Origin of the sequence: Paraburkholderia sp. RHO2 (assembly GCF_050955445.1) — a bacterium.
GTDB classification, from domain to species: domain Bacteria; phylum Actinomycetota; class Actinomycetes; order Mycobacteriales; family Mycobacteriaceae; genus Prescottella; species Prescottella agglutinans_A.
In genome coordinates this window covers 2,123,942-2,148,615 of the sequence record NZ_CP162617.1, presented here as the reverse complement: position 1 = coordinate 2,148,615, position 24,674 = coordinate 2,123,942, and the positions used below count along the sequence as shown (strand labels likewise).

Here is a 24,674-nt window from a genome sequence, read left to right as displayed (position 1 = left end):
CATATCTCGCGCCTCGGATGAGCAGAAACGAGACATGGGCCGGGCGCTCGCTCATCGAGCGGCACCCGGCCCACCAAGAATTCAGTTGTGCTTGCACTCCGTTACAGCGGAATCACATTCACTTCGACAGCGTCGACACTCGCCCCTCGCTATCGCGAGCATCCCCCAATTGCGGTGGGGCGATGCGATACTGCACCGGCGTCACCGACAGGGATATCGGATTCGCGACCTGCGGGGTGCGGCTGCCCGGAACATCCACCACGGCATCGAGACCCAACTGCTCGGCGAAGTCGAACGCTTCGGCAATGTCGTTGATAGGGCCGGCGGGCACGCCGACGGCGGTCAACGTCGTGAACCAGTAGTCCGCGCCCTGCGCGGCGAGTCCAGCGCTGACGACATCGAAGAGCGCCACACGATTGGCCACCCGCGACGTGTTCGTGAGGAATCGCTCGTCCGACGCGAGTTCCGGCATGCCGAGGGCACCCGCGAGTTGGGCGAACTGCTTGTCGTTACCGACCGCCAGGGCGATGGGGCGATCCGCGGTCGGGAAGACCTCGTACGGCGCGATGCTCGGATGCCTGTTGCCGATGATCGAGGGAACCACTCGAGCGCCAAGGTATCCGGAAGCCTGATTGACCAGCGACGAGAGCAGCACCGACAGCAGATTGGTGTCGACGCGTTGGCCTTCACCGGTGGTGTTGCGATGGTTGAGGGCCGCCAGAATGCCGGTCAGCGCATGCAGGCCGGTCAGCACGTCGACGAGAGCGACACCGACCTTGGTCGGGGATCCGGGCTCGGGACCGGTCATGCTCATCAGGCCACCAACGGCCTGCACGAGAAGGTCGTAGCCTGGCAGGGCGGCGCCGTCCCCCCGGCCGAATCCGGTGATCGAGCAGTAGATCAGGTCAGGGTTGATCGCCCGGAGGTCGTCGTAGCCCAGTCCGAGACGCTCCATCGTCCCGGCGCGGAAGTTCTCGACGACGATGTCGGCGCGGCCCACCAGGTCCAGGGCCCGCGCACGCCCCTCCTCGCTGCCCAGGTCGAGCACCAGAGAGGTCTTGTTGCGGTTGACCGAGTTGAAGTAGGTGGCGTTTCCCTCGTGGTCGAAGGGCGGTCCCCATGCCCGGGTGTCGTCCCCGACTCCCGGTCGTTCGATCTTGATGATCTCCGCACCGAGATCACCGAGCAGCATGGTCGCGTACGGCCCAGCGAGGACCCGGCTGAAGTCGGCGACGACGATGCCGTCGAGAGCGCCGCGACTCATTTCCGAACCTCCCCGCCCCGCATGTACACCGTGGTGGTGTGAGTGAAGAACTCCCGCGCCGATCGGCCCTGCTCCTTCGGTCCGTACCCGCTCTTCTTCGCACCGCCGAACGGCACATGCGGATCCGCCCCAGCGGATTCCGAGTTGATGTGCAGGATGCCGACGTCGATATCGTCGATGGCATCGAGGGTTCGGGTCAGATCCTGGGTGAAGATTGCGGCGGAGAGCCCGAATTCGCTGTCATTCGCGAGGGCGAAGGCCTCATCCACGGTCCCGGCACGCCGGACCGCCAGAACAGGGCCGAACAGTTCCTCGCGCCAGATGTCCGGGAGCTGCGAGGACAGCTCGAGGATGGTCGGGGGAACGAAGAAGCCCGCAGCCAGGGCCCCGTCGGTGTACGCCTGCCCGCCCGCGATCTGCCGTGCGCCCTGGTCGAATGCGCGATCGATGCCGGCCTGGATCGATGTGCGGGCGGCGGCGTTGACCACCGGTCCCATCTCGACGCCGTCGTGCACGGGGTTTCCTACGTGGAGTGCGCCGGCGCGCTTGGCCAGTTCGGCGAGGAAGCCGTCGGCGATGTCGTCGGTGACGATCAGCCGGGAGGTGGCGGTGCACTTCTGCCCGGTGGAACGGAAGGCCCCCAACATCACCTGTTCGGCGGCGAGATCGAGGTCGGCGTCGCCCAGGACGACGGCGGCGTTCTTCCCACCCATCTCCGCTTGCACCGGCACACCCCGCGCGGCGCCGGCCGCCGCGATCTTGCGGCCGACGCCGGTGGAGCCGGTGAAGGTGACGGCGTCGATGCCGGGATGCTCGACGATGCGGTTGCCGATGGCACCCTCCCCGATCACCAGATTGAGCACGCCGTCGGGCAAGCCGGCGTCGGCGAGAGCCTGGGCCAGGCGCATCGCGAGGAGCGGGACGGTGCTGGCCGGCTTCCACACCACAGTGTTGCCGTAGGTCAGGGCCGGGGCGATCTTCCACGCCGGGATGGCGATGGGGAAGTTGAACGGGGTGATCACACCCACCACACCGAGTGGCTTGCGGGTGACGAGAATGCGCTCGCCCCGCCGGGGCGAGGAGAAGATCTCGCCTGCGTCGCGGTCGGCGTCGTTGCCGTAGTACCGCAGGATCTGCGCCGCACGCAGCACCTCCCCGATGCCTTCGGGCTTGGTCTTACCCTCTTCCCGCGCGAGTTCGGCGCCCCAGTCCTGAGCTGCGTTCTCCACCAGTCCCGCAGCACGAACGAGAATTGCCCCTCGCTCGTGCGCGGGCGTGCGCGCCCACTCCCGCTTGACCCGCTGGGCGGCCGCGACAGCCCTGTCGAGCTCCGCGGCTGCGGCCATTCGCCCTTCGGCGACAACATGTTCCGGCTCCGCCGGACTGGTGCTGACGAGGGTGCCGCCAGCGCCGTCGAGCCACTGTCCGTCGACGAGGTTGTGCAGTTGCACAGGTGTGGTCATGTCACGTTCACCTTCGGGTGCGGGGATTGATGGTGTGAGTGGGCGCGGGAGCAGGTCAGCGGAAGGCTGCGTGCCCGGTCAGCGCCTTGCCGATCGACAGCAGGTGCATTTCGCTCGTGCCCTCGTAGGTGAGCACCGACTCGAGGTTGTTGGCGTGCCGCAGCGGCGGGTACTCGAGCGTGATGCCGCTTCCACCGAGGATCGTCCGGCATTCCCGGGCGATGGCGATCGCTTCGCGAACGTTGTTGAGCTTGCCGAGGCTGATCTGGTCGGGCGACACTCCCCCGTCGTCCTTCATCCGGCCGAGGTGCAGTGCCAGCAACAGACCCTTGCCGAGCTCGAGGGTCATGTTGGCGAACTTCTCCTGGGTGAGCTGGTAGCTCGACAGCGGCTTGTCGAACACCTCGCGGGTGCCGGCATAGGCGATGGCGGATTCGAGACTGTCGCGGGCTGCACCGAGCGCGCCGAACACGATACCGAAGCGGGCCTCGTTCAGGCATGACAGCGGGGCGCTCAGCCCGCGCGCATCGGGTAGCTGCGCGGAGGCCGGAAGACGCACATTGTCGAGGACCAGTTCGGAGGTGACCGACGCGCGCAGTGAGAGCTTCTTGTGGATGTTGTTGGCGGTGAAACCCTTGGTGTCCGTCGGCACGACGAATCCACGGACCCCGTCGTCGGTCTGGGCCCAGATGGTGGCTACGTCGGCGAGGCCACCGTTGGTGATCCACATCTTGGTGCCACTGAGCACCCAGTCACTCCCGTCGCGACGGGCGCGGGTCCGCATGCCGGCGGGATTCGAGCCGAAGTCGGGCTCGGTCAAGCCGAAGCACCCGATCGCGTCACCGGCGGCGAGGCGGGGCAACCACTCCTGCTTCTGTTCTTCGGAGCCGTAGCGGTAGATCGAGAACATCGACAGCGAGCCTTGCACCGATACGAAACTACGGAATCCGCTGTCGCCGGCTTCGAGTTCGAGGCAGGCGAGGCCGTAACTCACAGCACTGGTTCCGGCGCAGCCGTATCCCTCGAGGTGCATGCCGAGGACACCGAGTTGTCCGAACTCCTTGGCCAGTTCCCTGGGCAACGTGGCGGACTCGAACCAGTTCTCGACGTTCGGCTTCAGTCGGGTTTCGACGAACTTGCGCACGGTGGCGGCGATGTCGCGTTCATCCTCCTCGAGGAGGATGTCCGTGCCGAACAGCTCGAGGGGGCGCAGCGGGCCCGTCTTCCGGGGCACAGTGAGGGTGGTCATGAGAGTGGTGCTCCTTCGAGGATGTGGGGTTCTTACAGGGCGGCGATCGCTTCTCGAAGGACCGAGAAGCCTTCCACGAGAAGTTCGTCCGAGATCGTCAGAGGCGGCAGGAAGCGCAGGACGTTCCCGAACGTGCCGGCGGTCAGGGTGAGCAGCCCGTGCGAGAGGCAGTAGCGGTTGATCTCGGCGACCGCCTCCCGGTTCGGGTTTTTGGACCCCGGCTGGACGAGTTCGATCGCGACCATCGCACCCCGACCGCGGATCTCACCGATGATGTCGGTCTCGGCCGCGATAGCGCGCAGTTCCCGGAACATGATGTCTCCGATGGCCTGAGCGCGCTCGAGGAGATTCTCGGCCTCGATGGTCTCGAATACACCCAGCGCAGCCTCGCACGCGGCCGGATTACCGCTGTACGTACCGCCGATTCCGCCGGCGTGGGTGACATCCATGATGTCGGCGCGCCCGGTCACTGCTGCCAGCGGCATTCCGCCTGCCAGTCCCTTCGCGGTCGTGATCAGGTCGGGCACGATGCCTTCGTGCTCGGAGGCAAACCAGGTACCGGTGCGTGCGATGCCTGCCTGGACCTCGTCCGCAATCAGCAGGATTCCACGGTCACGGCAGAAGTCCGCGATCCGGCGCAGGAACCCGTCGGCGGGGACGATGAAACCGCCCTCCCCCTGGATCGGCTCGACCACGACGCAGGCAACCGCGTCGGCACCGATCTGCGAATCCACCAACATCTCGAACTGCGCGAACGCCTCGTCGGAGGCGTGCTCGGCGCCGCTGGGCCACCGATAGGGGTAGGCCATGGGTGCGCGATGGACCTCGGGCGCGAACGGGCCGAACGTGCTCTTGTACGGCTGGTTCTTGGCCGTCATGGTCATGGTCATCAGGGTGCGCCCGTGGAAGGCGTGATCGAAGGTGATGACGGCCGGCCGGCCGGTGGCCGCGCGCGCATACTTCACGGCGTTCTCCACGGCTTCGCTGCCCGTGTTGAACAGCGCGGTCCGCTTCTCGTGGTCACCGGGCGCCAGCCGATTGAGCACCTCGGCCACCTCGATGTACGGCTCGTACGGCGTCGCGAGAAAGCAAGTGTGCGTGTACTTCTCCAGCTGGCGAGAGGCCCGCTCGACGACCCGCGGCGCGGCATTGCCGACCGTGGTGACGGCGATACCGCTGCCGAAATCGATGAACGAGTTGCCGTCGACGTCGACGAGGACCCCACCTCCGGCCGCCGCCGTGTAGATGTTCGCCCCGCTGGTCAACCCAGCCGGAAGGGCGGAACTACGGCGTGCGGCCAGTTCCTGCGAACGGGGTCCGGGTACGTCGGTGACGATTCGACGGACCTGCTCGAGCTGCGGTCCGCCGACGATTGTGTGCACAGCAGTCATGTCGTGTCCTCCAGTCGGGTTACCCGAAACCTTATGAGCCACGTCACTGCCAGAGAATCTCCACTCGGGACAATTTGACTCATGCTGTTGTCCAACCCGGCCAACACGGTTTCGGAGCGTGAACACGCAGACTGGCAGCACCGAATCACGGGAAGGAAGCTGCAATGGGCAACGGCGCCACCATGACAGAACAACACACGTCACCACTGGCTGTGGACGTGAACGAGGCAGTCGACGGACTGTTGCTCACCAGCAGCGAGCGCTCGGGCAACCCGCGCATGACCTTCCTCACCGGCACCCCCGGGAACGGTTCCGCGGAGGCCGTGATCCTCTGGCCGCAGGGAACACCCCTACTCGCGGATGTCACCAACGTGTTCGAACACTTCGGGCTCCGCGTCGCCGACCGGGACACCTTGCCGCTGCCATCCGGCATGCCGGCCGACGCAGCGCTCCACAAATACACCTTCCAGACACCGCACGGGTGGCGAAGCGAGTCACTGAGCCGCGCTTCCGACGCCTTCGAAGCGCGTGCGCTGCACGGCTTCGAGATCGACGACTACGCAAAGCTGATCGCTGCCGCCGGTCTGACCTGGCGGGAAGTCGTCCTCGTCCGCGCGGCAAGCCGGTTCGTCCGACAAGCGGGCCTCGGACTGTCGCAGGCCTACGTCATCGACACGCTGCTGAACCATCCGCAGTTCGCCGAAACCCTCGTCCGATACTTCGACGCACGGTTCGACCCCGACCTGCCCGATCGAGAGCACGCCCTCGCGAACGTCGAGGCGGCACTGCGCACACGGCTGGACGCGGCCACCACACTCGATGAGGACAGGATCCTGCGGTCCCTGGCATCGTTCGTCACCGCGTGTGTTCGAACGAATTGGTACCAATTCGACAAGATGGGTGCACCGAAACCGTATGCCTCGTTCAAGCTCGACTCGAGCAAGCTGACGCTCACCGGACCCGTCGTTCCCTACCGGGAAATCTATGTCTGCGCCAATGACGTCGAGGGCATCCACCTGCGCAGCGGTGCCGTCGCGCGGGGTGGGCTGCGGTTCTCCGACCGGCCGGAGGACTACCGCACCGAAGTCCTGGGCCTGATGAAGACGCAGACGGTCAAGAACTCACCGATCGTCCCGGTCGGAGCGAAGGGTGCGTTCGTCCGGCGGAACCCGAATACCACAGTGGCGGAGGCGTACTCGACCTTCATCAGGGGTCTGCTCGACGTCACCGACAACCTCGTCGACGGACACACCGTCACACCGGATCGGACCGTCACCTACGACGGGCCCGACTCCTATCTCGTCGTCGCCGCCGACAAGGGAACCGCTTCGTTCTCGGACCTGGCGAACGACATCGCTGTCCAGGTCGGGTATTGGCTGGGCGATGCCTTCGCCTCCGGCGGCTCGAGCGGGTACGACCACAAGGCCATGGGAATCACCGCACGTGGTGCCTGGGTGTCGGTGCGCCGCCACTTCGACGAACTAGGTGTCGACGTCGACACCGATCCGTTCACCGTCGTCGGTATCGGCGACATGTCCGGCGACGTGTTCGGCAACGGCATGTTGCTGTCCAAGGCGATCACACTCGTCGCCGCCTTCGACCACAGGCACATCTTCATCGACCCTGATCCCGATCCGCTGCTCTCGTTCGCGGAGCGCGAGCGCCTGTTCACGCTCCCCGGAAGTAGCTGGGACCACTACGATCGCAGCATCTTGTCGGCCGGAGGTGGAATCTGGCCGCGCACCGCCAAGCGGATCTCACTGTCACCCGAAGCTCAGGCACGGCTCGGGATACAGCGGGCACTGCTGACACCGAACGAACTGATCAAGGCGATCCTGACAGCGCAGGTCGACCTCCTGTGGAACGGCGGAATCGGAACCTACGTCAAGTCGACGTCCGAAACGTCCGCAGACGCAGCCGATCCCGTCAACGATTCGGTCCGGGTCGATGCGACCCAGCTGCGCTGCTCGGTCATCGGTGAGGGCGGCAATCTCGGGCTGACGCAGCGAGCGCGCATCGAGTACGCCCTCGGCGGCGGCCGGGTCAACGCCGACTTCATCGACAACGCCGCCGGCGTGGCCACCTCCGACCTCGAGGTCAACCTCAAGATCGCGCTCGACGTCGCCGTTCGCACCGGCCGCATCACTGCCGACGAACGCAACACCCTGCTCGCCGAAGCTCGCACCGACGTTGCCGCCGCCGTTCTCCGTAACAACGAGAGCCAAGTACTGGCGATCAGCATCGCCGAATCGCAAGCTCCGCAACTACTGAACCGCCACGAACGGCTCATCGACAACCTTGAACACAACAACGGGATCAACCGCGCGACCGAAGTGCTCCCCACAAAGAAGGAGCTGGCCTCGCGGGCACAGGCCGGTCAGGGACTGACGCGACCCGAGATTGCGGTCCTTCTCGCACAGTCGAAGAACGTGGTGCAACAGGATCTGCTCAACTCGTCAGTGCCCGAGGAACAGGTCTTCGCTTCAGCATTGCCTGCCTACTTCCCACATCGGATCCGCGAACAGCTCGCCGACGAGATCAGCAGCCATCACCTCTCGCGCGAGATCATCGCAACCACGGTCGCGGACGACCTGATCAACCACGTCGGCCCCGGACTGATCTATCAGCTCGAGGAGCGTCTCGGCGTCGAAACCCCGGCGGTTGCGCGCGCATACGCCGTCGTCCGTGCAGTTTTCGATGTCGATCAACTGTGGGCACAAGCCCAACAGCGCACCGAGGTCGGAAGCGCCGAACGCTGGAGTCTGCTGCACCATGTCCAGCAATTCCTCGAGCACACCGCGTCATGGATCCTGCGCCGACGGCCCGCGCTTCTCAATGTCGAGGCCGAGATCGAGCGGTACCGCCCAAGTGTCCGCACACTGGTGGAGGAGCTGCCTCGTCCGACCACAATCGCAGACATCACAGACCAACTCCGGTTTCTGGGAGGAGCATTCGACCTGATCGAAACGGCCCGGCACCGCGGTTGCTCGGTCACCGCCGCCGCCGGCGTTCACGCGCGAACGGACGCCGCGCTCGGCCTTGCATGGTTGACGGGTCAGCTCGAGAACCACATCAAGACCAACTGGTGGGACTCCATGGCCGCCGCATCCGTTCGCGACGATCTCGCTGAAGGGCATCACGCTCTGGTCGCGGCGATCCTCGACCTCGACACGACGTCGACCACTGACGTCGTGCGCATCTGGCAGGAGCTGACTGCTGACGCGATCACCCGCTTCTCGCGCATGACAACGGAACTCAGACGCGACGGGTTCGTCGATATCCCCCGCGCGTGCACGGCCAGTGCCGAGCTGAGGCTGCTGGTGCGCAGCACAGTGGGAGCGACGGAGATCGTCGAATGACGCCACCTCTGCAGCTTCGAATCGGGGTACTTCCCGGAGACGGCATCGGGCCCGAGGTCGTGCCCGCCGCCGAGCACATCATCGACGCGGCGCTCGCGTCGCAACTTGACGTGGAGATCACCTGGCAACGACTGCCGATCGGTCACGACGCGATCTCCCGGTACGGGACACCGATGCCCTCGACGACCTTGGACGCCCTCGACGAGCTCGATGCGTGGATCCTCGGCCCACATGACAGCGCGTCCTACCCGGACCAGTGGCGCACACGGCTGACACCAGGCGGAACCATCCGGAAACGGTTCGGACTGTTCGCCAACATCCGTCCAGCTCGTGCTCTTCCAGGCACAGCGGCAGTATCGCCGCGGATGGATCTGGTCGTGGTGCGGGAGAACACCGAAGGCTTCTACGCGGACCGGAACATGCATTCCGGTTCCGGAGAGTTCATGCCCACCCCCGACCTTGCGATGGCGGTCGGGGTCGTGACTCGCCACGCAAGCGAGAGAATCGCCCACGAAGCGTTCCGGCTGGCGCGAACTCGCCGACGACGGGTCACCATCGCGCACAAGACCAACGTGCTGTCCATGACCACGGGCCTGTTCCTGGACGTCTGCCTCGAAGTCTCCAGCCAGTACCCGGACGTCGATGTCGACCACCAACACATCGATGCCCTTGCCGCACTGCTCGTTCGTCAGGGAGACGCATTCGATGTCATCGTCACCGAGAACATGTTCGGTGACATCTTGTCCGACCTGACCGGCGAACTGGCCGGCTCGATCGGAAGCGCTCCGTCGTTGAACACGTCGGATACAAAAGCCATGGCCCAGGCCGCTCACGGCGCAGCCCCCGACATCGCGGGCCTCGGTATCGCCAATCCCACCGCCGTGATCTTGTCGTCGGCCATGCTGCTGCGCTGCCTCGGTGCACGGTACGAGTATTCGGTTCTCGGTCGTACCGCGAGCCGGATCGAGGCCGCCGTCGAGACCGTCATCGGGCAGGGCGTGTGCACCGCCGACCTCGGCGGGACCGCATCGACCGCGGGATTCATCGACGCCGTGGTCGCCGCGATGGGATCGTAGCGGTCAGGTCAGGAAGCTCGCGGCCCGGTCCGCGAGATCGAGCACCGGTTGGGGCACGACGCCCAGCACGACGGTGACGACCGCCGCGACGGCGACGGCCACGACCGTCGGGGCACTGGTGACCACGGCGGCGGGGGCTCCGGCCGGTGCGTCGGCGAAGAACATCAGCACGATCACCCGCACGTAGAAGAAGGCGGCGATCGCGCTGCTGATCACGCCGACGATCACGAGCGGCACCGCTCCACCGGACGCGGCGGCCTGGAACACCGCGAACTTGCTGACGAAGCCGCTGGTGAGCGGGATGCCGGCGAACGAGAGCAGGAACAGCGCGAACGTCGCACCGAGCACCGGGGAGGTTCGACCGAGCCCCGCCCACCGAGCCAGGTCCGTGACCTCGGCACCCATCGGGTCACGCACGAGGCTCACGACCGCGAATGCGCCGAGGGTGCTGAAACCGTACGCCAGCAGGTAGAACAGCGTCGACGAGATCCCCGCCTCGTTGCCGGCAACCAATCCGGTGAGGATGAAGCCGGCGTGCGCCACCGACGAGTACGCGAGCATGCGTTTGACGTCGGTCTGCGTGATCGCGAGGACCGCGCCCACGAGCATCGTGAGGATCGCGACCGCCCACAGCACCGGCCGCCAGTCGGCGCCGAGTCCGGGAACCGCGACGTAGAAGACGCGCAACGCCGCACCGAAGGCCGCGATCTTGGTGGCCGACGCCATGAACGCAGTGATCGGCGTCGGCGCGCCCTGGTAGACATCCGGGATCCACGAGTGGAACGGCACCGCGCCGACCTTGAAGAGCAACCCGACCGACAGCATCGCCAGCCCGATCTGCGCCAGAACGATGTCGCCGGAACGCTGTTCGATCGCCTGCCCGATGCCCGGCAGCTGCACCGTGCCGGCATAGCCGTAGAGCATGGCCACCCCGAAGAGGAAGAACGCCGACGAGAATGCGCCCAGCAGAAAGTACTTGAGCGCCGCTTCCTGCGACAGCAGCCTGCGTCGTCGCGCCAGGCCGCACAGCAGGTACAGCGGCAGTGACAGCACCTCGAGTGCCACGAACATCGTCAACAGGTCGTCGGCCGCCGGGAACAGCAGCATGCCGCCGACGGCGAACATCGCCAGCGGAAAGACCTCGGTCTGCGTCACGCCGGCCTTCGCGGCCTCCTTCTCGGCGGCGCTGCCGGGCACCGCCGACGCCCGCGGGGTGAACGCGTCCACACCCTGCGCCCTCGCCGCCACCGGCTCGGCGGCCGCAGCCGCCCGGTCGAGTCCCCGGTCGGCGATCAGCAGCACCGCGAGGATCGACACGAGCAGGATTGTGCCCTGCAGGAACAGCGTCGGGCCGTCGATCGCGACGGCCCCGACCGCGACGAGGGCGCGGGTCCCGGCGAGCGCCACGACCGCGACGAACGCCGCACTCAGGCCGCCGAGCGCGAGGCCGACGTGGGTCGCGTAGCGGGCCCGCCGGGGCGCGAACGCCTCGACGAGGACGCCGACGACCGCCGCCGCGAACACGATCAGCATCGGTGCGAGCTGGCTGTATTCGATGCTCGGGGCCGGCAGAACCGTGTCGGTATTCATCGGGCACCTCCGTCCGGCTCGGCGACCGTCGGTGCGGGATCGGGACGATCGATGGTCGTCAGCGTCCCGGTCACCGCTGGCGTGATGACGTCGAGGATCGGCTTCGGGTACAGGCCCAGGACCAGCAGCAGCGCGACGAGCGGCGCCACGACCACCAGCTCACGCCGCCGGAGGTCGCGGATGCGTTCGTTGCCGTCCGTGACCGGTCCGGTCATCATCCGCTGGTAGAGCCACAGCACGTACAGCGCGGCGAGCACCAGTGCGATCGTCGCGAGCACCGCCGCGACCGGGTAGCGGGTGTAGGTGCCGACCAGCACCAGGAATTCGCTCACGAACGGCGCCAGCCCCGGCAGCGACAGTGTCGCGAGACCAGCGACCAGGAAGGTGCCGGCCAACAGCGGCGCCACCTTCTGCACGCCCCCGTAGTCGGCGATCGCGCGGGTCCCGCGCCGCGATACCAGGAATCCGGCGACGAGCATCAGCGCCGCGGTCGAGATCCCGTGGTTGACCATGTACAGCACCCCGCCGCTCTGGCCCTGGCTGGTCATCGCGAACACGCCCAACACGATGAACCCGAAGTGCGAGATCGAGGTGTACGCGATGAGCCGCATGACGTCGGTCTGGCCGATCGCGAGCAGCGCGCCGTACACGATGCTGATCACCGACAGCGTGATCACCAGCGGAGCGAAATACTGGGCGGCATCCGGGAACAACTGCAGGCAGTACCGCAGCATCGCGAAGGTGCCGACCTTGTCGACCACCGCCATCATCAGCACCGCGCTCACCGGCGTCGCCTGCACCGCGGCGTCGGGCAGCCAACTGTGCAGCGGCCACAGCGGGGCCTTGACCGCGAACGCGAACATGAAACCGAGGAACAGCGCATTCGCGACCGGCGCATCGATCGTCAGGTCACCGGACGAGACCGCCGCGACGATCCCACGGAAGTCGAACGTCCCGGCGGCGAACGGGCTGTCCGCGCCGGCGGTGACGACGTAGAGACCGATGACGGCGGCGAGCATGATCAGTCCGCCGAAGAGGTTGTACAGCAGGAATTTCACCGCAGCGCGAGACCGATCCGGGCCGGGTTGGCCGAACCCGCCGATGAGGAAGTACATCGGGATCAGCATCGCCTCGAAAAACACGTAGAACAGCAGGATGTCGAGCGCGAGGAACGACATCAACACCATCGACTCGACCACCAGGATCAGCGCGACGTACGACTGGGTCGCGCGTGGCCGCGGGTCGTCGGGCGCGACGTCCCGCCAGCCGGCGACCAGCAGGAGCGGCACCAGCACCGCGGTGAGCAGCACCAGCGCGAGCGCGATGCCGTCGATCCCGAGTTCGTATCGGGTACCGAAAGCCGGTATCCACGAGTGCGATTCGACGAACTGGTACTGATCGCCGGCGGGATCGAAGCGGATCGCCACGACTACCGCCACCGCGAGCGCCGCCAGCGCCGCGCCGAGCGCAAAGGACCGGGCGAGGACACGTCGGTGGGCCGGGATGACCATCGCCGCGACCGCCCCGGCCAGCGGCAGCAGCCACAACACCGTCAACCAGGGAAAGCCGTTCATCACACCCTCCCCACCAGAACAGCCGCGACCACGACGACCGCGCCGACAAACATGTACAGCGCGTACGAGCGGACGAATCCGGTCTGCAGTCGCCGCAGGGCGACCGACGCGAAGCCGAGGAGCGTGGGCACGGCCCGCACGACACCGTCGATCCCCTTGCCCTCGAGTACCTTCAGTCCCGCGATCAACCGCTGTCCGGGGCGCATGAACACCGCCTCGTCGACAGCGTCGCCGTACAGGTCGCGGCGGGCGGCGACCGTGAGGCCGGACACCTCGGCGGGGGCGACCACCGGGACGGGCCGCACGCCGTACTGCCGCCACGCGATCCCGACGCCGACGACGACCACGGCGAGCGTCGCGACGGTGATCAGCCACACCGGTACCGCGGACTCGGTGTGTTCGGCCGCCGAACCGAATTCGGTCCAGACGGGCTCGAGCCAGCGTTCGAGGGTACCGCCGATCGCGAGCAGTCCACCGGCGGCGACCGACCCCACCGCGAGCAGGATCATCGGCACCGTCATCACACCCGGCGACTCGTGCGGGTGCGCGACTGTGCCGTCTGGTCGCTCCGCAGGCTGCGCTCCTGTGCCGTCTGGTCGCTCCGCAGGCTGCGCTCCTGTGTCCCAGCGGCGCTCACCGAAGAACGTCATCAGCATCACGCGGGTCATGTAGAACGCGGTGATGCCGGCGCCGAGCATCGCGACCGTGCCCAGCACTGCTCCCCCGGCGCCCCCGGACCCGAACGCGGCCTCGATGATCTTGTCCTTGGAGTAGAAGCCGGAGAACGGTGGGATGCCGATGATCGCGAGATAGCCCAGCCCGAACGTCGCGAACGTGATCGGCATGAGGGTGCGCAGCCCGCCGTACCGGCGCATGTCGGTCTCGTCGCCCATGCCGTGCATGACGGATCCGGCGCCGAGGAACAACCCGGCCTTGAAGAACCCGTGGGCGAGCAGCAGCATGATCGCGAACGCGTAGCCGGCGGGGCCGAGACCGGCCGCCATCACCATGTACCCGATCTGGCTCATGGTCGACGCCGCGAGTGCCTTCTTGATGTCGTCCTTCGCGCAACCGATGATCGCACCGAACAGCAGGGTCACCGCGCCGACGATCACCACCGCGACCTGCGCCGCCGGGGCCGCCTCGAAGATCGGGCCGGACCGCACGATCAGGTAGACACCCGCGGTGACCATCGTCGCGGCGTGGATGAGCGCCGACACCGGTGTGGGGCCCTCCATCGCGTCGCCGAGCCACGACTGCAGCGGTACCTGGGCCGACTTGCCGCACGCGGCCAGCAGCAAGACCAGACCCATCGCGGTGAGCGTGCCCTCGCCCGCTGCGTCGGCCCCGCCGAGGACGTCGGCGAACGAGACGGATCCGAACGTCGCGAACATGATCATGAGCGCGACGACCAGGCCCATGTCGCCGACGCGGTTGACGACGAACGCCTTCTTCGCGGCGGTGGCCGCGGTCGGCTTGTGCTGCCAGAATCCGATCAGCAGGTACGACGCGAGGCCCACGCCCTCCCAGCCCACGTACAGGCCGAGGTAGTTGTCGGCGAGCACCAGCAGCAGCATCGCGGCGAGAAACAGGTTGAGGTACGCGAAGAAGCGTCTGCGACCGGGGTCCTCGCGCATGTAGCCGACCGAGTAGACGTGGATGAGCGACCCGACACCGGTGATCAGCAGCGCGAAGCACATCGACAGCGGGTCGAGCCGCAGCCCGACGTCCACCTGGAGTCCGGCGACGGGCAGCCACGTGAACAGGTCCTGGGTAACGATCCGGTCGGCGGGATCGCGTCCGACCATGTCGGCGAACAGCGCCGCCGCGAGCCCGAAGGACGCGAGGGCGGCGGCGCAGCCGAGCAGGTGCCCCCACGGGTCGCTGCGCCGGCCGGCCAGCAGGAGGATCGCCGCGCCGGCCAGCGGAAGCACCGGCAAGAGCCAGATGAGCGCGTGAATTCCCGTCCCCCCGTTCATGTCAGTACTTGAGGAGGTCGGCGTCGTCGACCGAGGCCGACCGACGGGTGCGGAAGATGGTCATGATGATCGCGAGGCCGACGACGACCTCCGCCGCAGCGACGACCATCGTGAAGAACGCGAACACCTGGCCGTCGAGGTTGCCGTGCATGCGAGCGAACGTGACGAAGGCGAGGTTGCAGGCGTTGAGCATCAGCTCGATGCACATGAACACGACGATCGCGTTGCGCCGCAACAGCACCCCGGCGGCGCCGATCGTGAACAGCAGTGCGGCCAGGTACAGGTAGTTGTCGGGATTCATCGCGTCTCCTCCCCGGTCGACGCCGCGGCGGACGGCGGAATGCCGCGCGGATCGAGAACGCGAGCAACGGATTCGCGTGCGTAGGACCCGTCGGGCAGCCGGGCCGGCATGTCGACGGCGTTGCTGCGCGCGTAGACGCCGGGACTCGGCAGGGGCGTGACACGGGCGGTCGCGTCGGGCTCGCCCGCGCCCCAGTCCCGGAAACGCTGCTCCGACATCTCCCGCTGGCTCAGGCGTCGTTCGAAGCGTTCGCGGTGAGCCAGCACCATCGCACCGATCGTCGCGGTGATCAGCAAGGCACCGGTCAACTCGAACACCCACACGTAGCGGATGAAGACGATCTCGGCGAGACCCTCGACGTTTCCGACAGGAGCGGAGCCCGCGGAGCGACCATCCGATACGGCGTTGGCCTGGTCGAGCCCGACGAAGCCCACCTCGCCGGAGCGGGTGACGCCGATGGTGGCGTTGCCGAGCGCACCGATCAGCAGCAGGCCGAACCCGAGCCCGGCCACCACCGCCGCGATGCGTTGCCCGCGCAGAGTTTCCACGAGCGAATCCGACGAGTCGACGCCGACGAGCATCAGCACGAACAGGAACAGCATCATCACCGCGCCGGTGTAGACGACCACCTGCACGACCCCCAGGAACAGCGCCCCCTGGGCGATGTAGAGCACCGCCAGGACGATCATCGTCATCGCGAGGAAGATCGCCGAGTACACGGCCTTCGGCGCGCACACCACGCCGAGGGCGCCGAGCACGGCGACGGTGCCGAGGATCCAGAACTGCACGCCCTCGGCGGTGGACGTCCGGGTGAAGGTTTCGGCGGCGAGCATCGCCGTCGCGTGTACTGTCACAGCGTCCACGCCGATCGCCTCCTCAGCTCGCGGTCTCGTCGGTCCGGGCCACGGGACCCGGGACGTCCCCGGAAACGTTGCCGCGGTAGTAGTCCTCGTCGGTGGTACCCGGCGCCATCGGATGCGGCGGCGGCGCCATCCCCGGTTGCAGCGGGGCGAGAAGGCGGTCCTTCTCGTAGATCAGGTCGGCGCGGTTGTCGTCGGCCATCTCGTACTCGTTGGTCATCGTGAGCGCGCGGGTCGGGCACGCCTCGACGCACAGTCCGCATCCGATGCAGCGCAGGTAGTTGATCTGGTAGATGCGGCCGTACCGCTCCCCTGGCGAGTACCGCTCCTCGTCGGTGTTGTCGGCGCCCTCGACGTAGATCGCGTCGGCGGGGCACGCCCACGCGCACAGCTCGCAGCCGATGCATTTCTCGAGCCCGTCCGGGTGCCGGTTGAGCTGGTGTCGGCCGTGGTAGCGGGCCGCGGTGGGCGCCTTCTGCTCGGGATAGAACTCGGTGACGGGTTTCTTGAACATCGTCGAGAAGGTCACGCCGAAACCCGCGACGGAGTCGAGGAAGTCAGGCATCGAAGTCCTCCTTTCCGGGGTGCCGGGACGCCGCGAGCGCCGGCTCTGTCCGCGGCGCCGGGAGCGGCGGGACGGGAAAGCCGCCGGCCATCGGGTCGAACTGCTCGGGCGTGGGCGGACGGACGTCGGTCGGCGCCCGGACGGCCGTGAGGCGACGCCGCACCAGGACCAGCAGCGCCAGCGCGACGATCACGCCGCCGCCCAGGACGATCCAGCGCAGGTCGTATCCGTCGTTCCGGAGCGCCCGGACCGTCGCGACCACCATGACCCAGACGAGCGCGACCGGGATCAGGATCTTCCAGCCGAGGTTCATGAACTGGTCGTAGCGCAGGCGCGGGAGCGTGCCACGCAGCCAGATGAACACGAACAGGAACGCCCACACCTTCGCGACGAACCACAGCAGCGGCCACCACCCCGAGTTCGCACCGGACCACATGTTCAGCGGCCACGGCGCGTGCCAGCCACCGAGGAACATCGTCGCCGCCAGCGCCGAGACGGTCACCATGTTCACGTACTCGGCCAGCATGAACATCGCGAACCGCAGCGACGAGTACTCCGTGTGGAAGCCGCCGACGAGTTCGCCCTCGGCCTCGGGCAGGTCGAACGGGGCCCGGTTGGTCTCGCCGACCATCGAGGTGACGTAGACGAGGAACGACGGCAGAAGGAGGAACGCGTACCAGGTGCCCTCCTGTGCGGCAACGATTCCCGACGTCGACATGGTGCCGGCGTCGAGGAACACGGCCGCGAACGTCAGGCCCATCGCGACCTCGTAGGAAATCACCTGCGCGGTCGACCGGAGCCCGCCGAGCAGCGGATAGGTCGAACCCGACGACCATCCCGCGAGCACGATCCCGTAGACGCCGACGGACGTGACCGCCAGGATGTACAGGACGGCGACCGGAAGATCGGTGAGCTGCAAGGGCGTCCACCGACCGAGGATCGACACCTCCGGGCCGAAGGGGATCACCGCGAACGCCATGAAGGCCGGGACCGTCGCGATGATCGGCGCGAGGATGTAGACGGGCTTGTCGACGCCGGCGGGGACGATGCCTTCCTTGAGCGCGAGCTTGATACCGTCGGCGAGGGTCTGCAGGATGCCGCGCGGTCCGACGCGGTCCGGACCGACCCGCATCTGCATCCACGCCAGCACCTTCCGTTCGGCGTAGATCGCGACGAGGACCGTCAGCACCAAGAACACGAAGATCGCCAACGCCTTCGCGATCACGAGCCACCACGGATCGTGACCGAACGCCGACAGGTCGGCGGCCGCGAGAGTGCTCATCGCACGACCTCCCCTCGGGCCGACGGTCCCACGACACCGTTGGTTCCGGGCTCGGCCCGGCGGATTCGCACGACGTCGCCGGGTCGGCCGAGTTGCCGGTGCACCGCCGAACCGGGCGAGTTCATCGGCAGCCACACCACCCGGTAGGGCAGGTCGGTGATCGCGAGCGGCAGGGTGACCGCTCCCCGCGCGGTCTCGACCGTCACGGCGTCGCCGTCCCGGGCACCGATCTCCGCGGCGCAGTCCGCCGACAGGCGGACGACGGGCGGACGGGCCGTGCCGGCGAGGTACGGTTCACCGTCCTGCATCCGCCCGGCGTCGAGGAGCATCCGCCAGGTGGCCAGCACCGCCTCGCCCGGTCCCGGCTCGGGCACCGGAGCGGGCGCGACCTCCCAGGAATGCGGGTGGGCGCCGCTCCACGTGCCCAGCCGCGCGATCTCGATACGCGCGGCGACGACGTCGGGCAGCCCGAGCGTCACGCCCATCTCGGCCGCGAGCGCCTGCAGCACGCGCTGGTCCGGCACCGCCGCGGTGTCGCGCAGCGCCGCCTCGAACGGCCGTACCCGCCCCTCCCAGTCGACGAACGCGCCGGATTTCTCCGCGACCGGTGCGACCGGGAACACGACGTCGGCGCGCTCGGTGACCGCGCTGCGGCGCACCTCCAGGCTGACGACGAACCCGGTCGCGTCGAGGGCCTCGGTCGCGGCGGCCGGGTCGGGGAGGTCGTCGAGTTCGATGCCGCCCACCAGCAGCGCACCCAACGAGCCCGTCGCGGCCGCCGCGAGCATCAGCGAGGTGTCACGGCCCGTTGCCGCGGGCAGGTTCTCGACGTCCCAGACCGCCTCGACCTCGCGCCGGGCCGCCGGATCGGTCACAGGTCGCCCGCCCGGCAGCAGACCCGGTGATGCCCCGACTTCCAGCGCGCCGCGTTCACCGGCACGCCGAGGGATCCACGCGATCCGGGCGCCGGTCGCGTCGGCCAGACGCCCGACGGCCGACAGCGTTCCCGGTATCCCGGCGGCCCGTTCCCCGACCAGGATCACCGAACCGGCGCACCGCAGGAGTTCCGACCCGGTCAGCTCGTCGAGGATCGCAGGTTCGTCGCCCGGGACCGCCCGCAGCAACCGGCCGGACATCTTCTCGAGCCCGCGGGTCGCGTACGGCGCGACGGACAGGACCACCGTCCGGCGGGTGCGCACCGCCTTGCGCAACCGGAGGAACACCATCGGCGACTCCTCCTCGGGCTCGAACGCGACCAGCAGGACGGCCGGCGCGTGTTCGAGGGCGTCGTACGTCACGGCCGTGGGGTCGGCGCCGAGAACGCGGCCGGCGACCCGGGCCGCGAGGAAGCCGATCTCCTCGACGGAGTGCAGCCGGGAGCGGAAGTCGATGTCGTTGGTGCCGAGCGCCGTCCGCGCGAACTTCGCGTACGCGTACGCGTCCTCCACGGTGGACCGGCCGCCGACGAGGACGCCGGCACCGCTGGGCGCCGCGGCGAGCCCGCGCGCGGCCACCGCGAGGGCCTGCGGCCACGACGCCGGCACGAGGTCGCCGGAGGCGTCGCGGACCATCGGCGTCTCGAGCCGGTCCGGTGCGGTCGCGTACGTGAACGCCCAGCGGCCCTTGTCGCAGTTCCATTCCTCGTTGACCTGCGGGTCGTCGCCGGCGAGTCGGCGCAGCACGGTGCCGCGCCGGTGGTCGGTGCGCTGCGCGCACCCGCTCGCGCAGTGCTCGCAGATACTCGGGCTCGACACCAGGTCGAACGGCCGTGCCCGGAAGCGGTACGCAGTGCCGGTGAGCGCGCCGACCGGGCAGATCTGCACGGTGTTGCCGGAGAAGTAGGAGTCGAAGGGCTCGCCCTCCCCGATGCCGACCTGCTGCAGGGCACCGCGTTCGAGGAGTTCGATCATCGGGTCGCCCGCGATCTGTTGGGAGAACCGGGTGCAGCGCGCACACAGCACGCAACGTTCGCGGTCCAGCAGCACCTCGCTGGACAGTGGAATCGGTTTGGGGAAGGTGCGTTTGACGCCGCCGAACCGGGATTCGGAGCGTCCGCTCGACATCGCCTGGTTCTGCAGCGGGCACTCGCCGCCCTTGTCGCAGACCGGACAGTCCAGCGGATGGTTGATGAGCAGCAGCTCCATCACGCCCTTCTGCGCGCGGTCCGCGACCGCGGACGTGACCTGTGTGTGGACCACCATGCCGTCGGTTGCGACGGTCGTGCACGACGCCAGCGGCTTGCGTTGTCCTTCGACCTCGACCAGGCACTGTCGACATGCGCCGACCGGGGCGAGCAGCGGGTGGTCGCAGAACCGCGGAATCTGGATGCCGATGCCCTCGGCCGCGCGGATCACGAGCGTCCCCTTGGGCACGGTCACCTCGACGCCGTCGATCGTGAGCGTCACCCGGTCCGTCGGGACCGGCTGGCCCGACGCGTCGGCACCGACGTTGACAGTCATGCGCTTCCCCCTTCCGGCCGGGCCGTCACCCTCGCGACGAGCGCGGACTCGTCCGGGTCGAACGGGCAGCCGCCGTGCTCGAAGTGCGCGACGTACTCGTCGCGGAAGTACTTCAGCGAGGACATGATCGGGCTCGCCGCGCCGTCGCCGAGGGCGCAGAACGACTTGCCGAGGAGGATGTCGGAGATGTCGAGCAGCTTGGCGAGGTCCTCGTCGGTGCCCTCCCCGCGCTCGAGCCGCTCGAGGATCTGCACCAGCCAGTACGTGCCCTCCCGGCACGGGGTGCACTTGCCGCACGACTCGTGCGCGTAGAACTGCGTCCACCGCAACACCACCCGCACGACGCACGTGGTCTCGTCGAAGATCTGCAGAGCCTTGGTGCCGAGCATCGACCCCACCCCGGCCACGTTCTCGTAGTCGAGCGGCACGTCGAGGTGTTCGTCGGTGAGGATCGGTGTCGACGAACCGCCGGGGGTCCAGAACTTGAGCCGATGGCCGGCGCGGACGCCGCCGGCATGATCGAGCAACCGTCGCAGCGTGATTCCCAGCGGTGCCTCGTACTGTCCGGGCCGGGTGACGTGTCCCGAGAGCGAGTACAGGGTGAACCCGGGCGACGCCTCGCTGCCCATGCCACGGAACCACTCCGACCCCCGCAGGATGATCGGCGGGACACTCGCAATCGACTCGACGTTGTTGACCACGGTGGGGCACGCGTACAGCCCCTCGACCGCGGGGAACGGCGGACGCAACCGGGGCTGGCCGCGTCGGCCCTCGAGGGAGTCCAGCAGCGCGGTCTCCTCACCGCAGATGTAGGCGCCTGCCCCGGCATGGACGACGATGTCGAGGTCGAACCCGGACCCGAGGATGTCGCGCCCGAGATAGCCGGCGTCGTAGGCTTCGGCGACCGCGGCCTGCAGCCGGCGCAGAACCGGCACCACCTCGCCACGCAGGTAGATGAACGCCCGCGACGCGCGGATCGCGAAGGCCGCGATGACGACTCCCTCGACGAGAGCGTGGGGCGTGGCGAGCATCAACGGAATGTCCTTGCACGTACCCGGTTCCGACTCGTCGGCGTTGACGACCAGATAGTGCGGCTTCGCAGTGCCGTCCGTCACCGGGTCCTGCGGAATGTACGACCACTTCATCCCAGTCGGGAACCCGGCCCCGCCGCGGCCGCGCAACCCGGCGTCCTTGACGGTCTGGATCACCTCGTCCGGATTCATCCGCAACGCCTTGCGCAGCGCGGTATAGCCGTCGTGGCGCTGGTAGGTGTCCAGGGCCCACGACCGGTCGTCGTCCCAGTGCCGGCTCAGGACCGGCGTCAGTGTGGGCCCATCGGCGTCGGCGACGCCATCTTCCCGCGACACACGCAGTCCGGCGAGCGTGGCCGATCCCGCACCGCCGCCGGCCTCGAGCGCGCCGGGGCGCCGGTCGGGGAAACCGGCGAGGATGCGGGCGGTGTCGCGGAACGAGCACAGCGGTGCACCGCGTGTCGGCGTCACGGACTGCCCGGCCTGCAGCGCGTCCACCACCTCGGTCGCCGACGCGGGCGTCTGGTTGTCGAAGAACTCCCAGTTCACCATCATCACCGGCGCGAAGTCGCAGGCCGCGTTGCACTCGATGTGCTCGAGCGTCACCGCCCCGTCCGCGGTCGTCTCGCCGTCCCCGATCCCGAGGTGCTCGCGCAGGGCCGCGTAGATCGCGTCGCCGCCCATCACGGCGCACAGGCTGTTGGTGCACACGCCCACGTGGTAGGTGCCGGTCGGGTCGCGGCGATACATCGTGTAGAACGTGGCCACCGCGGTGACCTCCGCGGCAGTGAGGTCGAGCTGCCGTGCACAGAACTCGATTCCGGCGGGAGAGACGTATCCGTCCTCGGCCTGAACGAGGTGCAGCAGCGGCAGCAGCGCCGACCGGCCGGTACCGGCGGGCTGCGACTCGTCCCCGTGTCGCCGGTAGCGGGCGATGATCTCCTCGGCGTCGGCGGCGAGCCGGGCGGCGACGTCCGGCGGGTAGGACGGACGCTCCTGCGGTCGCGGACCGAGTGCGACGAACACCGGTCCCGCGGTGCGTGGTTCACTCATCGGTCCACTCCCCCCATGACGGGGTCGATGCTGGCCACCGACGCGATCACGTCGGCCACCATCCCGCCTTCGCACATTGCCGATACGGCCTGGAGATTGGTGAACGACGGATCCCGATAGTGCACACGGAACGGCCGGGTCCCGCCATCGCTCACCATGTGCACACCGAGCTCACCGCGGGGCGACTCCACCGACACGTACACCTGACCGGGCGGGACACGGAACCCCTCGGTGACGAGTTTGAAGTGGTGGATCAACTCCTCCATCGAGGTACCCATGATCCGGCGAATGTGCTCCGGGGAGTTGCCGAGCCCGTCCGGACCGAGCGCGAGATCGGCGGGCCAGGCTATCTTCCGGTCCGCGACCATGACCGGGCCGGGACGCAACCGGTCGAGGCACTGTTCGACGATCCTGAGCGACTCCGCCATCTCGCGCACGCGCACGAGATAGCGTCCGTAGCAGTCGGATCCAGTGGCCGTGACGACCTCGAAGTCGTACGTCTCGTAGCCGCAGTACGGATCCGACCGGCGCACGTCCAGCGGCAGCCCGGTGGCCCGCAGCATCGGGCCGGTGATGCCGAGCGCCATGCAGCCGGTGAGGTCGAGGTAGCCGATGCCCTGCGTGCGGGCCTTCCAGATCGGATTCTCGTTGAGCAGATTCTCGAGGTCGCGCAGCCGCCGCGGCATCAGGTCGAGCACCTCGCGCACCTTCTCCACGGCGCCGTCCGGCAGGTCCTGGGAGATCCCGCCGGGGCGGATGTAGGCATGGTTCATCCGCAGGCCCGTGATCATCTCGAAGACGTCGAGAACCAGTTCGCGTTCGCGGAAACCGAAGAGCATCGGCGTGATCGCGCCCAGTTCCATGCCGCCGGTCGCCAGCGCGACCAGGTGGGAGGAGATCCGATTGAGCTCCATGAGCAGCACCCGCACGACGGTGGCTCGTTCGGGGATCTCGTCGGTGATGTCGAGCAGTTTCTCCACGCCCAAGCAGTAGGCCACCTCGTTGAAGAACGGCGCCAGGTAGTCCATACGGGTGACGAATGTGACGCCCTGCGTCCAATTGCGGTACTCGAGGTTCTTCTCGATGCCGGTGTGCAGGTAGCCGATTCCGCATCGCGCCTCGGTCACCGTCTCGCCCTCGATCTCGAGGATCAGCCGCAGAACCCCGTGAGTGGACGGGTGCTGCGGGCCCATGTTGACGACGATCCGCTCGGCACCGGACTCGCGCGCCGCGGTGGCCGCGTCGACCAACTCGTCCCAGTCCTGACCGGACACGGTGAACTCGACGCCGCCACCGTCGGGACGGGTGAAGGAGTCGTGAGGATGGTTCACTGGTACGCCCTCCTCTCGTCCGGCGGCGGGATCTTCGCCCCCTTGTACTCGACGGGGATGCCGCCGAGCGGGTAGTCCTTCCGCTGCGGATGGCCCACCCAGTCGTCGGGCATCTCGATCCGGGTGAGCGCCGGGTGACCGTCGAACACGAGCCCGAAGAAGTCGTACGTCTCGCGCTCGTGCCAGTCGGTGGTCGGGTACACCAGGTGCAGCGACGGGATGTGCGGATCGGCGTCGGGCACGGCCACCTCCAGCCGCAACCGCCGCCCGTGGGTGATCGACATCAGCGGGTACACCGCGTGCAGTTCCCGCCCCGGATCCTGGGGGTAGTGCACGCCGCTCACCCCCAGGCACAGTTCGAAGCGCAACTCGGGGACGTCGCGCAGCAGGCGGGCCAGCAGCGGCAGGCATTCGCGGCGCACGTGCAGGGTGAGCTCGCCGCGGAAGACGACGACCTTCTCGACGGCGTCGTCGAACATGACGCCCGCCTCGTCCGACGCGGCGAGGGCGTCGGCCAGGGTGTCCACCACCTCGTCGAACCAGCCCCCGTACGGCCGCGGGGTGCCGCCCGGCAACGTGACCGGCCGGACCAGCCTCCCGTAGCCGGAGGTGTCCCCGGTGCCGCCCACTCCGAACATGCCCTGGCGCAGGCCGATCATCTCGCCGCCCGCGACGCGTTCCGGCGGTACCGTGCCCTCCGGGCCGGCCGTGGCCTCGGGGTCGGTGCCGCCCGGCACGTGGTCGTGATCACCCGTCATCGCGCCACCGTCCCCGCATCCCGCCCCGGCATCCCCAGCTCGACGGTCGGCCGGGCCGCGAGCGCCGCCGCCTCGGCCGCCCGGACGGC

General features: G+C 68.2%; 17 protein-coding genes. 2 read left to right on the top strand and 15 right to left on the bottom strand.

The annotated features are described in order from the left end of the window. Positions 1-118 precede the first annotated feature (118 nt). Genes ABTV10_RS09900 through gabT form a run of 4 tightly spaced genes read right to left on the bottom strand, consistent with a single transcriptional unit; the run spans position 119 to position 5,367 of the window. Positions 119-1,264 carry a CaiB/BaiF CoA transferase family protein gene (locus ABTV10_RS09900; RefSeq protein WP_499034387.1) on the bottom strand — a complete coding sequence of 382 codons (1,146 nt, stop codon included), beginning with the start codon at positions 1,262-1,264 and terminating at the stop codon, positions 119-121. Continuing rightward, the gene (locus ABTV10_RS09895) at positions 1,261-2,727 is read right to left on the bottom strand and encodes an aldehyde dehydrogenase family protein (protein WP_499034384.1); all 1,467 of its coding nucleotides are present in this window, start codon (positions 2,725-2,727) and stop codon (positions 1,261-1,263) included. Before ABTV10_RS09895 ends, ABTV10_RS09900 begins: the two co-directional genes overlap by 4 nt. Before the next feature lie 55 nt (positions 2,728-2,782). Then, the gene (locus ABTV10_RS09890) at positions 2,783-3,976 is read right to left on the bottom strand and encodes an acyl-CoA dehydrogenase family protein (protein WP_499034381.1); all 1,194 of its coding nucleotides are present in this window, start codon (positions 3,974-3,976) and stop codon (positions 2,783-2,785) included. Positions 3,977-4,008: 32 nt separating this feature from the next. Beyond that, complete coding sequence (gabT, locus tag ABTV10_RS09885; protein ID WP_499034378.1) at positions 4,009-5,367, bottom strand: 4-aminobutyrate--2-oxoglutarate transaminase; 1,359 nt, start codon at positions 5,365-5,367, stop codon at positions 4,009-4,011. A 182-nt stretch (positions 5,368-5,549) separates the two neighbouring features. Here gabT and ABTV10_RS09880 point away from each other — a divergent pair, with 182 nt between their 5' ends. Both ABTV10_RS09880 and ABTV10_RS09875 read left to right on the top strand, forming a co-directional pair. Continuing rightward, on the top strand, positions 5,550-8,726 hold the full coding sequence (locus ABTV10_RS09880) for an NAD-glutamate dehydrogenase domain-containing protein (RefSeq protein WP_499034376.1): 3,177 nt from the start codon (positions 5,550-5,552) through the stop codon (positions 8,724-8,726). Further along, a complete protein-coding gene (locus ABTV10_RS09875) occupies positions 8,723-9,802 on the top strand; it encodes an isocitrate/isopropylmalate dehydrogenase family protein (protein WP_499034374.1) in 1,080 nt (359 codons plus the stop codon). The genes ABTV10_RS09880 and ABTV10_RS09875 overlap by 4 nt, the downstream gene beginning before the upstream one ends. A 3-nt stretch (positions 9,803-9,805) precedes the next feature. Here the strand turns inward: ABTV10_RS09875 and nuoN are convergent, their stop codons facing one another. Genes nuoN through ABTV10_RS09820 form a run of 11 tightly spaced genes read right to left on the bottom strand, consistent with a single transcriptional unit; the run spans position 9,806 to position 24,585 of the window. Next, positions 9,806-11,392: an NADH-quinone oxidoreductase subunit NuoN gene (gene nuoN, locus ABTV10_RS09870; protein ID WP_499034372.1), complete on the bottom strand. Its 1,587-nt coding sequence runs from the start codon at positions 11,390-11,392 to the stop codon at positions 9,806-9,808. Beyond that, positions 11,389-12,966 (bottom strand): NADH-quinone oxidoreductase subunit M, encoded by a 1,578-nt coding sequence (locus tag ABTV10_RS09865; protein WP_499034370.1) that lies wholly within the window; start codon positions 12,964-12,966, stop codon positions 11,389-11,391. The genes nuoN and ABTV10_RS09865 overlap by 4 nt, the downstream gene beginning before the upstream one ends. Beyond that, positions 12,966-14,945, bottom strand: a complete 1,980-nt coding sequence (gene nuoL / locus ABTV10_RS09860; protein WP_499034368.1) for an NADH-quinone oxidoreductase subunit L — start codon at positions 14,943-14,945, stop codon at positions 12,966-12,968. The genes ABTV10_RS09865 and nuoL overlap by 1 nt, the downstream gene beginning before the upstream one ends. A 1-nt stretch (position 14,946) precedes the next feature. Next, positions 14,947-15,246, bottom strand: coding sequence for an NADH-quinone oxidoreductase subunit NuoK (gene nuoK / locus ABTV10_RS09855; RefSeq protein ID WP_499034367.1), 300 nt, complete (start codon positions 15,244-15,246; stop codon positions 14,947-14,949). Beyond that, a complete protein-coding gene (locus tag ABTV10_RS09850) occupies positions 15,243-16,109 on the bottom strand; it encodes an NADH-quinone oxidoreductase subunit J (protein ID WP_499034366.1) in 867 nt (288 codons plus the stop codon). Before ABTV10_RS09850 ends, nuoK begins: the two co-directional genes overlap by 4 nt. Positions 16,110-16,122: 13 nt before the next feature. Next, positions 16,123-16,671: an NADH-quinone oxidoreductase subunit NuoI gene (gene nuoI, locus ABTV10_RS09845; RefSeq protein ID WP_499034365.1), complete on the bottom strand. Its 549-nt coding sequence runs from the start codon at positions 16,669-16,671 to the stop codon at positions 16,123-16,125. Continuing rightward, positions 16,664-17,953: an NADH-quinone oxidoreductase subunit NuoH gene (gene nuoH / locus ABTV10_RS09840; protein WP_499034363.1), complete on the bottom strand. Its 1,290-nt coding sequence runs from the start codon at positions 17,951-17,953 to the stop codon at positions 16,664-16,666. Before nuoH ends, nuoI begins: the two co-directional genes overlap by 8 nt. Beyond that, a complete protein-coding gene (locus ABTV10_RS09835; protein WP_499034362.1) occupies positions 17,950-20,412 on the bottom strand; it encodes an NADH-quinone oxidoreductase subunit G in 2,463 nt (820 codons plus the stop codon). Before ABTV10_RS09835 ends, nuoH begins: the two co-directional genes overlap by 4 nt. Continuing rightward, positions 20,409-22,496, bottom strand: coding sequence for an NADH-quinone oxidoreductase subunit NuoF (gene nuoF / locus ABTV10_RS09830; RefSeq protein WP_499034360.1), 2,088 nt, complete (start codon positions 22,494-22,496; stop codon positions 20,409-20,411). The genes ABTV10_RS09835 and nuoF overlap by 4 nt, the downstream gene beginning before the upstream one ends. Beyond that, positions 22,493-23,827, bottom strand: a complete 1,335-nt coding sequence (nuoD, locus tag ABTV10_RS09825) for an NADH dehydrogenase (quinone) subunit D (protein WP_499034358.1) — start codon at positions 23,825-23,827, stop codon at positions 22,493-22,495. Before nuoD ends, nuoF begins: the two co-directional genes overlap by 4 nt. Then, positions 23,824-24,585 carry an NADH-quinone oxidoreductase subunit C gene (locus tag ABTV10_RS09820; RefSeq protein WP_499034356.1) on the bottom strand — a complete coding sequence of 254 codons (762 nt, stop codon included), beginning with the start codon at positions 24,583-24,585 and terminating at the stop codon, positions 23,824-23,826. Before ABTV10_RS09820 ends, nuoD begins: the two co-directional genes overlap by 4 nt. Positions 24,586-24,674: the final 89 nt, after the last annotated feature.